The 12063-nt window shown below is 60.8% G+C and carries 13 protein-coding genes; 5 read left to right on the top strand and 8 right to left on the bottom strand.

Going from position 1 to position 12063, the window contains the following annotated elements; all coding sequences use genetic code 11:
• Positions 1 to 51: 51 nt before the first annotated feature.
• Both C5J24_RS18430 and C5J24_RS32395 read right to left on the bottom strand, forming a co-directional pair.
• On the bottom strand, positions 52 to 255 hold the full coding sequence (locus tag C5J24_RS18430; protein WP_105419876.1) for a hypothetical protein: 204 nt from the start codon (positions 253 to 255) through the stop codon (positions 52 to 54).
• A 35-nt stretch (positions 256 to 290) separates the two neighbouring features.
• Positions 291 to 473 carry a hypothetical protein gene (locus tag C5J24_RS32395; RefSeq protein WP_046608292.1) on the bottom strand — a complete coding sequence of 61 codons (183 nt, stop codon included), beginning with the start codon at positions 471 to 473 and terminating at the stop codon, positions 291 to 293.
• 429 nt (positions 474 to 902) lie between these two features.
• Here C5J24_RS32395 and C5J24_RS18420 point away from each other — a divergent pair, with 429 nt between their 5' ends.
• The gene (locus C5J24_RS18420) at positions 903 to 1415 is read left to right on the top strand and encodes a ferritin-like domain-containing protein (RefSeq protein WP_105403033.1); all 513 of its coding nucleotides are present in this window, start codon (positions 903 to 905) and stop codon (positions 1413 to 1415) included.
• 55 nt (positions 1416 to 1470) lie between these two features.
• On the opposite strand, the gene C5J24_RS18415 is transcribed toward C5J24_RS18420, so the two are convergent.
• Together C5J24_RS18415 and C5J24_RS18410 are read right to left on the bottom strand one after the other, a co-directional pair.
• A complete protein-coding gene (locus C5J24_RS18415) occupies positions 1471 to 1686 on the bottom strand; it encodes a hypothetical protein (RefSeq protein ID WP_046628810.1) in 216 nt (71 codons plus the stop codon).
• Between the two features lie 188 nt (positions 1687 to 1874).
• Positions 1875 to 2090, bottom strand: a complete 216-nt coding sequence (locus C5J24_RS18410; RefSeq protein ID WP_105420132.1) for a hypothetical protein — start codon at positions 2088 to 2090, stop codon at positions 1875 to 1877.
• A gap of 242 nt (positions 2091 to 2332) precedes the next feature.
• Between C5J24_RS18410 and C5J24_RS18405 the strand changes: the two genes are divergently transcribed.
• Complete coding sequence (locus C5J24_RS18405) at positions 2333 to 3349, top strand: glycosyltransferase family 4 protein (protein ID WP_172724036.1); 1017 nt, start codon at positions 2333 to 2335, stop codon at positions 3347 to 3349.
• Here C5J24_RS18405 and C5J24_RS18400 read toward each other — a convergent pair.
• Positions 3346 to 4770, bottom strand: a complete 1425-nt coding sequence (locus C5J24_RS18400; RefSeq protein ID WP_172724035.1) for a lipopolysaccharide biosynthesis protein — start codon at positions 4768 to 4770, stop codon at positions 3346 to 3348. The genes C5J24_RS18405 and C5J24_RS18400 overlap by 4 nt on opposite strands.
• Positions 4771 to 4901: 131 nt before the next feature.
• Between C5J24_RS18400 and C5J24_RS18395 the strand changes: the two genes are divergently transcribed.
• Positions 4902 to 6089, top strand: coding sequence for a glycosyltransferase (locus tag C5J24_RS18395; RefSeq protein WP_172724034.1), 1188 nt, complete (start codon positions 4902 to 4904; stop codon positions 6087 to 6089).
• 49 nt (positions 6090 to 6138) lie between these two features.
• Complete coding sequence (locus C5J24_RS18390; protein WP_046634313.1) at positions 6139 to 6912, top strand: polysaccharide deacetylase family protein; 774 nt, start codon at positions 6139 to 6141, stop codon at positions 6910 to 6912.
• Here C5J24_RS18390 and C5J24_RS18385 read toward each other — a convergent pair.
• Positions 6909 to 7727 carry a WecB/TagA/CpsF family glycosyltransferase gene (locus tag C5J24_RS18385; RefSeq protein WP_105419867.1) on the bottom strand — a complete coding sequence of 273 codons (819 nt, stop codon included), beginning with the start codon at positions 7725 to 7727 and terminating at the stop codon, positions 6909 to 6911. The genes C5J24_RS18390 and C5J24_RS18385 overlap by 4 nt on opposite strands.
• Positions 7708 to 9015, bottom strand: coding sequence for an O-antigen ligase (locus C5J24_RS18380; protein ID WP_172724033.1), 1308 nt, complete (start codon positions 9013 to 9015; stop codon positions 7708 to 7710). The genes C5J24_RS18385 and C5J24_RS18380 overlap by 20 nt, the downstream gene beginning before the upstream one ends.
• 270 nt (positions 9016 to 9285) lie before the next feature.
• Between C5J24_RS18380 and C5J24_RS18375 the strand changes: the two genes are divergently transcribed.
• Positions 9286 to 10383: a glycoside hydrolase family 5 protein gene (locus tag C5J24_RS18375; RefSeq protein WP_105419863.1), complete on the top strand. Its 1098-nt coding sequence runs from the start codon at positions 9286 to 9288 to the stop codon at positions 10381 to 10383.
• Positions 10384 to 10388: 5 nt separating this feature from the next.
• Here the strand turns inward: C5J24_RS18375 and C5J24_RS18370 are convergent, their stop codons facing one another.
• Entirely contained in the window at positions 10389 to 12029 is a 1641-nt protein-coding gene (locus C5J24_RS18370) for a GumC family protein (RefSeq protein WP_245446694.1), read from the bottom strand.
• Positions 12030 to 12063 lie beyond the last annotated feature (34 nt).

The raw sequence follows: 12063 nt of genomic DNA, 5'->3' as shown, positions 1-12063 counted from the left end.
TTCCCGCACATAGCTGGATGGAGTGGCCGGATGGAGTGGAAGGTGAGGGCGTTACTCGATAACCGTTTGCTGAGCCGGGTTGGGCGCAATGAAATTGCTGTTGCCGTCTCTGAAGGCTTCCATTGCAACAATGAGCCCGAGAAGGATGAGAGCTGCCGCACCCATCAGCTTCCACAGCCCGCGGGTCATCGGTTTTTGCGGCCTCTCGTCCTGCGCTTGCCTGTGCTCTGCACGTGTATGGCCATGGATATTCATGATCGATCTACCGGCGCTTTCGCGCCGGTACCTCTTCAACTGGAGGCCAGATTGCCGGGCGGCATATAGACTGGCGGATTGGGATTTTCGTCGGGATTAGGCAACGGCGTCTCATCCGGCAGCCGATCCGGTTCCGGTTCGTCGATCGGTGGGTCCGGCTTCCAGATGGGCGCCGGCATGGGCGGGCGTTCACTTGGTTCGCGAGGATCGGGTATCATGGAAAACTCCCTGTTACTCATCTCACAACCGCCCGGCATGGCGATTGTTCCTCGCAAATTGACCCTAAGGGTTCGTGGAGCCGGTGCTGGTCGGGTCTGTTCCCGGAGTCGGAGTCTGCGCCCTATCGGTTGCCGCAGGAGGTGCCGGAGCCTGCGCCGTATCATCCGACCCGCCGGTGAAATAATAACCAACGGCCATCAGGAGGAGCACTATGGTGATCCCTCCGATGATGGAATTTGCCCTCATCTCGCGTGACATGATCTTCGCCTTTATGGCTCGTGAATTTACTACTGGACAATTCGCAAAGGGCGGCAATGTTCCAAGCATCGAGGTGAAGAGGAACTTCGCATGCTTTCAGGGGTTGAATCCGGTTGCCTTACGTTCCCAAAAGCAATCGATCTGGGCGACCAATTTGCGAGGAGAAGCGAATGACCCATGCCCGAGACAATTTCCTCGCGTGGCTACGTGCCGCCCATGCCATGGAGGAACAGGCGATCACTACGCTTACCGCGCAATCCCGGCGAATCGAGAGTTATCCCGACCTCAAGGCCCGTATCGTACAGCACCTGCATGAGACCGAGGAACACGCCCAGGCGCTGAAGACGCTCCTCGATCATTTTTCGGCAACCGGCAGCGCTTTGGCGCTCAAGGACATGGCGGCGAAACTGGCGGCCAAGGCGCAGGGTGTCGGCGGCATGTTGACCAGTGACGAGGTCGTCAAGGGAGCGATGGCAAGCTATGCCTTTGAGCACATGGAAATCGCCAGCTACCGGGTCCTGATTGCAGCGGCCGACGAGCTGGATGAAATGGAGGCGAAGACGGTTTTCGAACGCATCCTTGGCGAGGAGATCGCTATGGCCAACTGGCTGGAAGCCAATCTCGACGCCATCACCCGCATATTCCTGATGCGTGACGAACGTGACCTGATGGCAAAGAGATAAGTGGCGAGCGCTAAGGAGGGTGGCCAGCCGCTGCGATGGCGGCTGGCGCGGGAGGTCAGGTTCTCAAGGGTGCGTCCGGATCCAGATGGATCTGCATATCTCGTGGATCGCGTACGCCCTGTTGATAAAGCTGGATGATCTGTGCTGCGAGATTGTTCGCGGCGAGGCTGCCGCCGGCAAGTCCACGCTCTGCGCAGATCTCGTCGAACAGGCGTTGAAGAAATGCCAGTTCCGTCGGTTCGAAAGTGTTGGTCAGGACTGCTGCATTCATCTTTTCAGCCTCCCAAATGGTGGCGAAAGCGCTTCCTGTCTTCCAGTCGCCAGCGCGCTCTTGTCATCAGCCGGCGATAGCCAAAGACTACTACTTCTCTTCCACTTTGCAAGGGAGGAAAGCGGGGTGGACGCAGCAGTGGATTGCTCGAAATCCTTTCTCAAGCAGTCGCGAATGTAAGTGATTTTTCAGTCGTTAAGATGGTTCGCCTCGTGATCGTGAAACTGTTCGGTCTGCACCGTTTTGCCATCCAGTCCGCGTTCCCTCGAATGCTGTGCCTTGTCCCGGTTCGACAGCACTTTGTTTTCGGGAAGGATCGCCTTATCGACATCTGTCATGGCCCCGTTTCCGCTGTTTTTCCCCTGCGCTCCCGCGCCAATCCGCTTCGAACTCGCCTTGGCCATCATGTCTGTCTCCTGGCTCTTGTTTTCACTCAAAGGGTAGAACCGCGCAGGCGAGTTTTTGATCCGCGAAAAGTCGGATAGGAGAAATCTGAACGATCTCCCTGCACAGATTTTAAGATTTCAGCCCTAGGGTCCGGCGCATGAGGCACGAATTCAGCTCAGCTTTTCCAAAAGCTGCCGATACCCTAATTCCTTCGGGGAAGCGGATTCTCCAACTCGTAACCCATGACAAGATGGGGGGCGTGCGTACCCTTGTGCAGATGGTGGAGACCGGCTTGCACGCCCGCGGTTTCGAGGTGCAGACGCTGCCTCTCGACACCGGTCATGGAACGGTCGCCACGCTTCGCAATCTCGCACGCCTTGGCTGGACCATCCTGTCGGGTAAATACGACGCGATCTTCACCTACCAGGCTGCGGCCTCCGTCTTCGGCGGCTTTTTCGGCTTTCTGGGCCGCGTGCCGGTGCGCGCCGCCCATCACACCGCGGCGCCGGAAGGTATTCGCCGGCATTGGAAGGCACTTGACTGGCTGTTCGGTTCGGCCGGGATATTCACTCATTTTGTATCGAATTCCGTTTCCACCAGCGCGTCGTTCGGCAAATGGCCTGCTGCCTACCGGCGGCGGTTCATCCTGATCCCGCATGGTGTCGATCCCATTCCGCCGGCTCGCGCAGCGGTCGATTGGCGGCAGCGCCTTTCCATTCCACCAGATGCTTTCGTGCTGGTCGCGACCGGGAGGCTGGTGGATCAGAAGGATCACGCAGTCCTGGTGGATGCGCTCGGGATGCTGCCGGGCATGCATCTGATCATCGCCGGCGACGGCCCGAACCGGTTGGCGCTGGAGGAAAAAGCGCGCGCTCTGGGTGTCGCGGAGCGCTTCCATCTGGTCGGCTCTATCGAGCGGGATGCTCTCGGCGACATCCTGACGGCCGGAAATATCTATGTGTTCCCGTCGATCTGGGAAACTTTCGGCCTTGCCGGGGTGGAGGCATCGATGGCCGGGCTGCCGGTCGTCGCGTCCGATCTCCCGGTTCTGCGGGAGGTGCTGTGCATCGGCGACGCGCACGAGAACGCAGCCATGACGCGGTTCCATCCGCCCTGCGATGCGGCCAGCCTTGCCGATGCGGTCAAAGATCTCGCCGCGAATTATCCGGATGCGCAGCTTCGGAACGATTTCGCGCGATTGCATCGAGAGCATCACAGCCGGGAGCTCATGCTGGAGCGCTATACGAATTTCCTGCAGTCCGAGAGCGGCGTCTAACCGCGTCGCGGATAAAAGCGTTGAAGCAGCGAGCGGGCGTCGAACAGGTTCCAGCGCAGCGCGATATAGGCGCTGGCGATGCCGATCAGGACGAAGTTGATGGCGCTTGCAGCCGGCTCTTCCGCCAGGAGCTGGACACCTTTGCCGACGGCGACCACAGCTATGCCGAGAGCCAGCAGCAGGCCCCCCCGGGGCAGGTCGAGAGGCATGCGCAGGTTTCCCGACGCGTAGACCAGGCAGATCAACAGCGCCGCCGCCTGCCCGAGCGTAAAGGCGATGGCGGCGCCCATCGCCGCGTATGAAGGGATCAGCAGGTAGCTCAGCGTTCCGGTGACCGCCAACATAGCGACGGATGCGACCAGTTCCAGGTTTGTTGTCCCGCTGAAATAAATGATCTGGCCGAAATAGTGGGCGCGCATGACGAGAATGGCATTTGCGACGAGCAGGATCGGCATGATCTGGGTGACGACCGGCAGATAGCTCGGGGCGAGCAGGATCCCGAAGATGACGTCGCCGAGCAGGATAAAGGACGCGGTGCCAAAAATGACGATATAGCAATGCGTTATGAAGGCGCGCTTGAGGGTATGCCGCGCTTCGGTCCCTTTCCCCTCCGTATGGAAGTTCTTGGCGCTCGAAATATATCCTGCGCTGATCGCCTCGGCCAAGACCAGGAACGTCTGCTTCATGAGGTCGAGTACGGTCCCGTAAGGGGCGACGGTGCTGGTATTGTAGAGGCCCGCCAGCAGCAGCCGGTCGACGTTCATGGCGGCAGCCGAGGCGCCGAAGGCGATGGCAAGCGGCCAGCCGTAGCGCCACATCCGCCGCACGTCGCTGCCCCTAGGCCAGACGAAGCCGGACGCCCATATGGTGCGGCTGAAATGCCGGAAAACCGGCACGGAGCCCAGCGCATAACCGAGCCCCACGCCTGCCAGCAATGCGCCGGGCGTGTCGAATTCGAGGACGGCGATGTAACCGAACAACAGCGAGAAGACGGCGCGGGCGATGGTCGCGATTGCAACAAGCCGGACAAGAAGGTGGGCGCGGCTGATTTCGATTGCGACGAAATACAAGGTGAAGCACACCACCAGCAGGCTGCTGCTGACCGCAACATCGGCATGCAATGTTCCCAACAGGTAGAACAGGTATATGAAGCCGATCGCCGGCAACATCACCACCCCTGAAACCAGCAGCAGCGCGCCTGCGAGTCGGTCGGCTTCCTTGGGGTCGTATCGCCCGAAATGGGCGAATACGATCCACTGGACGCCCAGGCTGTAGACCATCATGCATATCGAAAACCCGACAATATACTGGCCGTACACTTCGGCGCTGGTCATGCGCGTGAAGATGGAAACCGACACGAGATTGATGATGGCCGAGGTCGCCCGCGAGGCTAAATACACCGAGGCATGTCTATCGCTCAATTTTGTCGCCCAATAATATGCATTTGGTCAGAATTAACCGCTAACCCTCTAGGGTAGGCCCGATCGCCGGGAGTGACGTAGATCCTTCCTTAGCAGGAACAAACTCAATAATCATAGGGCATGTGATGATTATGAAAAGCTCTCGGATTGTTGATCCGGTCGCAGCCCGAATCTGCTTTCTCGTGCGTGGTTTCGATGGCGGCGGTGCCCAACGCGACGCCATCCTGCTGGCAAACGAACTGCAGGGCCAGGGATTTCCAAGCGCAATCGTTACACTTCAGAGTTCGGGGCCGTTGCGGGACCTGATCCGCGCCGACGTGCCCGTTATCGATCTCGGCAACGGCCGCAAACTGCGCCTCGCCTTTGCGCCCGCCGCATTGCGAAGGTTGCTGGTCACGGGGCGTCCGAGGGCGCTGGTGTCTTCCGAGGCGGCGGCGAATGTCCTGGTGGTCCTGGCCTCGCGAGGGCTAGCGAGGGAAACGCGGCCGTCGATCGTCCTGCGCGAGGTGGCAAGCCCCCTGCAGGCGCGAACCGGCGATCCCTACTGGCAGAACCGGCTGGCCTACAGGCTGATCCGGTTTGCCTATCCGCGCGCCGATCTCGTCCTGACGTTGACGGCCGGTGCGCGAAACGACCTCATCGACCGTTTCGGGGTGCCGGCCGCGAAAGTCGCCAATCTAGGGACCAATGCCGTGCTGACACCGCAGATGCGGCGGCGGATAGAGCAACTGGGCCGCGCCCCGGAGCCGGGCCACATCGTCTCGGTCGGCAGGCTCTCCCCGGAAAAGGGGTATGCGACGCTGATCGAGGCCTTCGCGCAACTCAGGCAGATGCGCGAGGCCCGGCTGACGATCGTCGGGGAAGGCGATGAACGCGGCAACCTGGAGGCCTTTGTCGAAGCGCTAAATCTATCGCAGGACGTCAGCTTGCCGGGACACAATCCAGACCCGTTGTCGATCGTGTCGCAGGCTTCGCTTTTCGTATCGTCCTCCTCGCATGAGGGGCTGGGGAACGCACTGATCGAGGCCATGGCCTGCGGCGTGCCCGTCGTCGCGACGGATGCGCCTTACGGTCCGCGCGAGATCCTGCAGGGCGGCAGGCTTGGGCAGCTGGTGCCGGTCGGTGACGCGACCGCGCTTGCGCAGGCCATGGCGACGACGCTCGAACAGCCGCCCGAAAGCGCGGTTCTCCAAGCCCGGGCCGCGGAGTTCAGCGTCGAGAAATCGGCCGAAAGGTTCATCCATCTTCTTCAGGCAGCAGGGATCGCGGGAAATGCCGTTTCTGCGGCGCCGGAGATTGAGACAACCGTAAGTATTTGACATTATGTTCTGAAGCTCTGGGAGATCCGACTGCAATGGATGGGGGTAGATGAAAAAGCCGAAACTCTGGGAGATGTCCGGTTCCGAGATACTGGCGGGAGTATCCCGCAAGATCGGGCGGCACGTATATTTTCGACCGCACCTGTTGAAGCTGGATGCGCCTGTGGTTGCTTTCACGTTCGACGACTTTCCTGTCTCGGTCTTCGAAAATGCGGCGCCCGCTCTTGAAGACGCCGGCATGCTCGGCACGTTCTATCTTGCAAGCGGCCTGATGCAGCGCGTCGAAAACGGCCAGCTGATCGTCGATGAGGAGATGGTCGCGACACTTTCGGACAGGGGACACGAGATCGGCGGTCACACCCATGGCCATATCAATGTCCAGAAAACGCCCCGTCGCGACCTCATGGCCGATGTCAGGCGAAACGACGAGGAAATCGCCCGGATCGTCGGCTCCGCAAAGCCGGTTTCCTTCGCGTATCCCTTCGGAATGATTTCGGTCCCGTCCAAGCTGGCGCTGATGCATCACTATCCGGGCCTGCGCGGCATCAAGGTCGGCACCAATTCCGGCCTCATCGACCTTGCCCATCTGAAGGCGCAGGAGCTCTATGATTGCAGCAACGATTCCGCTTCGATCGACAGGATGCTGGACGATGTCGAGCGGCGCTGCGGCTGGCTGATCTTCTATACCCACGACGTGCGCGAGGACCCGACGAATATCGGCTGTTCGCCGGCTTTCTTCTCGCAGGTGGTCGACAAGGTGCGCCGGCGCGGCATCAAGGTCGAGACGGTGATCGATACGCTGAAGCGGATCGGGGTCGCCTAACGGGTCTTGTCCGTGCCCGGTCGGTCGGCCGTCAGATCCTTATAGACGGCCCAGCAGAATGCCCAGGACGTGACGAAATATCGCCGTGCCAGGCGGCGCGGCTCGGTCGCGACGCGCCAGAGGAATTCCAACCCGGCTTTCCGCAGGAAGACCGGAGCACGCGATTTGACGCCGGCATAGAAATCAAGCCCGGCGCCGAAACCGAAGCCGTAGCAATCGGGAAGGTCGGCGCGGTGCTTGTCCATCCAGATTTCGGATTTGGGCGCGCCGATGCCGAAGAAGATATGGGTCACCCGGTTTTCCCGAAGCTTGGACACCAGTTCCCGGCCAAACACCTCGTTCTGCTCGAAAGCCGGAGGGGCGGTGACGATGACGTGCTCGGAAAAACCGAGCGTCTTCAGCTTGTCGTCGAGGATCGCTGCCGTGGTTTCGCTCGAGCATAGGAGCAGGGGCCGATGGGTGCCCGGCTTCAGGCGCTCGATGATCTCGGGAAACAGATCGGCGCCGGTGATGCGGCCGGGGACGGCCAGTCCGCGCAGCCGCGCATAGAGGAGCACGGGGGCTCCGTCGACGGTGGTCAGCCAGGCCTTGTCGTAGGCGGCCCTGAAGGCGGGGTTCCTGTTCAGCTGCACGATGTGATCGAGATTGGCGGTCACCAGCAGCCGCAGGCCTTCACCGAGCGGCACCGGTTCGTTAACGATCGTGTCGACGATCCTGCGGGCGTCCCAGGTGGAGAACTCTATACCGAAGGCAGACGTTCGCTGCCGCTGTTTTACCGGTGCTTGCTCGGACATTTCAGGCGTACGCTGGTCCATAGGCGGGCTCGGCCTTCCTCGAGGCTATGATGCGGTAGCGGGCCTGGTAACCAAGGCCGAACATGGCAACCATCATCGTGAACCAGATTGGCCCCGACCGGGCAAGGAATACGCTTTCGAGGCAGGCGAGGAAGATCGAGAAAAGCCAGATCCTCAAGAAAAGCCTCGTCAGCGGCGTGAAGTTCTTTGCGGCGTCGATTGCCGCCAGATTTTTAAGGGGAGTAGCCAAGACCCATATCACCATCAATATCAATCCCGGTATGCCGGCGTTCATCGCGGCATCGACATAGGCATTGTGGGCATCCACCGCGCGCACGGCCCAGTTCAAGGTGCGCATGTCGCTGTTGACGAGGCTCTCCGCGCCCCAGAAAGAGCCGAAGCCATAACCGGTGATCGGACTCTGTGCAATAGCATCGAGTGCCAGCCGCCAGATGTCGGCGCGTGCCGTATAGGTGGTATCGATGCCGGTTGCCGCGACGATCTCCCTCAGCGGCGCGATCGTCGAAACGCCGACGGTCGCCAGGTTGAGCAGGCCGACCCCGCCGAAGACGACGGGAACGCGAATCCAGCGCCAGCGCTCGAAGAAAATGCTGAGGATGAAGATGCCGGGCAGCATGGCGGTCGAGGTCTTGGCGCCGGTTTTCAGCAGGAACAGGCTGCTCGCAGCAATGACCAGCAGTCCGATGATCCGGGACCATGCCGACATCAGGTAGATGCCGACGAAGCAGGAGAGCGCCATGACGACGCCGGTCTCGTTCTTCTGGACGTAAATTCCCTTCCAGAGCCCGGCATGCTGCGGCTCGAGAAAGTCGGTCAGCTGATGGACGGCAAGCCTCGGAAGAAACAGCACGCCGAAATAACAAAGGCCGACGATCAGCATCACACCGCCGCCGGCAAGCCTTGCAAACTGGCTCTCGCCTTTCGGCAGCATCAGAAACGCGCTGGCGCTGATGCAGACGGTGAGGGCAATCAGGACGCGCCTGACGGCACCGAGCGGGTCGACTGAAAGTGCCGCCGTCAGAAACAGCCACCCGAATACGAACGCAAGCAGCAGGCGGGGCTGGAAGATGACGCTCCGCACCCTGGGGGTCATCGCATAGACAACCACGATCAGGAACAGCATATAGGCGAGCAGCTGGCTCCAGAGAGCAGGTTTCGCCAGGGCAGGATTGAGGCTTGTGTCGACGAAAGGCGTCAGGGTGATCCAGTAGAAGCACCCGACACAGCAGAACAGCAGCTTTGCGCCGAAATTTCCAGAAGACGCAACTTCGTCCGTGTCTCTCGCCATCCACCCGCCGCCGCGTTCTTTTCGCGGGCGAATCGTAACAGAAACCGCCGAATCTCGCCAGCATCCATATCCGGCGGCCATTGCTGCGACGTTCGTCGGAGTGGCCGAAGCCCGGCTTCGAAGCCCGTGACTGCGACGTTGCGAGATTTCGGCCATTCATCATAACTGCATAAATTTAGGTGGGTCGCTTGACCTTGACGGTATCGAACCAGAACTTGGCGCTCATCCTGCAATCCTTGGCAGGCTTGCAGGCGCCAGTGGAGATTTCGAATGCTGGGAATATTTTGTCGGCTTGCCGGATCTCTCATGCTGATGGCGATCGGAATTGCCGGTGCGCAGGCGCAGAATTTCGTGCTGAAGCCGTTTTCCGAAGCCCGCGCCCCTGAACTTGCCGGGTTGACGGCGGCCGAGCAGAGCAAGGCGCTGGGGCGAGGGGTCAATTTCGGGGGGACGCTGGAGGCGCCGAGCGAAGGTGCCTGGGGAGGCCGGCTTTCCACCGAGCTGTTCGAGGCCGTCAGGCAAGGCGGGTTCCAGACCATCCGGCTGCCGGTCCGTTTCAGCAGCCATGCGGCCCTTTCGGAACCCTACAAGCTCGACGAGGCTTTCATGAAGCGGGTCGACTTTGCGGTCAACAACGCGTTGTCCCGGGGCCTCAACATCATCATCGACTTCCACCATTATCACGAGATGGATGGCGATCCCCTGGAGGCGGAGGAGGTCGCGATCGGCGTGGAGAAGAGCCGCGAGCGTTTCCTGGCGATCTGGGAACAGCTCGCACGGCGATATCAGAGCCTGCCCAACGACAAGGTGCTGTTCGAGATCTACAACGAACCGCATGGCAAGACGGAGGAGGTCTGGAACGATCTGCTCGCCAAGGCGCTTGGGGTGATCCGCAAGACTAATCCTCACCGCTTCCTGATTGTCGACCCGGCGGAATGGAGCACGGCCTGGGGGCTCGAGAAGCTGGCGCTGCCTCCAGACGACCGCCGCTTGATCGTTACCATACACAATTATGCGCCGTTCAAATTCACGATGCAGGGCGCCAGCTGGATCGAAGGATCCAGGCCTTGGCTTGGAACTTCCTGCTGCGAGAAGGCGCAGATCGAGGAGATCAGGACGCCGCTCGACATGGCGGTCGAATGGGGGGAAAAGAACGACCGGCCGATCTTCGTCGGGGAATTCGGCTCCAATTCGCTCGCCTATTATCCCGACCGGGTGACCTATACGCGGATCATGCGGGAAGAGATCGAGAGACGCGGCATGAGCTGGGCCTATTGGGATTTCGCATCCCACGAATTCGGCCCCTGGGACCCAACCTCCAAGTCATGGCTGCCGGAATTGTACGAGGCGCTGGTTCCGAAGAAGTAGAAGCTTCAGGCGAACTCGCGGCCGGCTTCGCGCATATGGCCGAACAGGCCGAGTGTGAGTGCCATCAGCACGCCGAAAATGGCGCCGGCGAAAGCCCCTCCGATCAGCAGCAGCACCGAGCTCGGCGGCCAGCTCTTCGACTGCGGCGGCACCGGCGGCGAGATCACCCGGACATTGCTGGTGTCGATCTGCTGGCGCTCGCTGATCTGGTGCGTCCGCGACAGATAGGTTTCGTAAACGGCGGCCTTGGATCGGGCGTCCCGCTCCAGTTCGCGCAGGCGCACCTGCGCATCGTTTTCGGTAAACACGGTCGATCTTGAAGCGTCGGACTTGCGGCGCAGTTCCTGAAGAGCGCTGTTTGCCTGGTCGACATCGGTCTTGGCGGACTGGAGAAGACGGGCGGCTTCCTCGGAGATAGCACGGTCGACGGAAGCGAGCTCCGACTGCAGAGCGACGAGGCGCGGGTGCCGGCTGCCGTAGACGAGCGTCATCGAACTGATCTGCTGCTGCAACGCGCTATAGCTGGCGCGCAGGGTGACCATGCTGGCAGAATCGAACACCGCCGAATTCGCAACCCGCCTGTCGGCATAGGCCGCCTGGAGCTGCTTATAGCGGGTATCGGCCTGGATCAGCCGCTGCTGGGCGTCGAGAACCTGGGTATCGAGAGCGCCGGAAATGCGGGTGCTGGTGAGTTCGCCGGCGGTCGATTGCAGGTCGTTCTGGCGCTTGAACTGCTCGACCTTCTCCTCGGCTTGCGTCACAGAGCGGCGCAGTTCGTCAAGCCGGCTGTTGAGCCCGATCGCAAGCTGACCGACGCTATTCGATGAGGATTTGAACAATTCGCCTTCGAAGGCCGAGACGATCGCGTTCGACAGCTTGATCGACTTGTCGGCGTCGCCCGTCCAGACCGAAAGGACGACGACGAACGAGCCGTCGTCGCGGGTCGCGGTAATCTGCTTTTCGAGCTGGCGCAGGACGCTCAACTGCCTGTTTTCGGGCGCGGTCGGCAACGAGATGAGGCGGCGCAATCCGTCGAGCCGTCCGGGACGGTTGAATTCCGGGTCTTCGGTGAGGTTGAGATCGTCGATGACCTTGGTCAGCACGTTGCGCGACGTCAGCACCCGCAACTTGCTCTCGACTTCCAGAAGCTGGGAATCCCGTTGCGGGTTGGCGGAGAAGACGTCGTCGGAAACGAGGTTCAGGTTGGAGGGATCGATGATGATCTCCGTACTGACGGTATAGCGCGGCGAGGCAATGGCGGCGTAGAGCAGCGCGAGCACGGCGCCAAGGATCGCGGCGGCGATGATCCGCAGAAAGCCCTTGCGCAGCCAGCGGATGATATCGGTGAAATGGATATCGGTCAGGCTGTGTAGCTGTGCCTCGATCCGTTTTTCAAACGGAATGTCCTCGTATCGCATCCGGTCGTCATCTTCCCGTTCGTGGGCGGGCGGCTCACGATAATAGTCCGAACGGGTTCGATAGTCAGGTACCGAAGAAGGACGAGGCCGGTTGCGCGGCGAGGGGCGTTCTTCCGGTTCTTCTTCAACGACTGGATGATCCAGGAGGGAGCTCTGGTATTCGCTGCGACGACGCAACGCCCGGACCGATGCCGACCGCCGAGTATGTGGCTCCTTCGGCTCGTACATGGACTACCTCCGCCCTTCCGCCACAGCGAAAGAA

It is taken from the genome of Neorhizobium sp. T25_27 (genome assembly GCF_002968565.1).
Classification (GTDB): domain Bacteria; phylum Pseudomonadota; class Alphaproteobacteria; order Rhizobiales; family Rhizobiaceae; genus Neorhizobium; species Neorhizobium tomejilense.
This window is presented reverse-complemented; position numbering and strand designations above follow the sequence as displayed.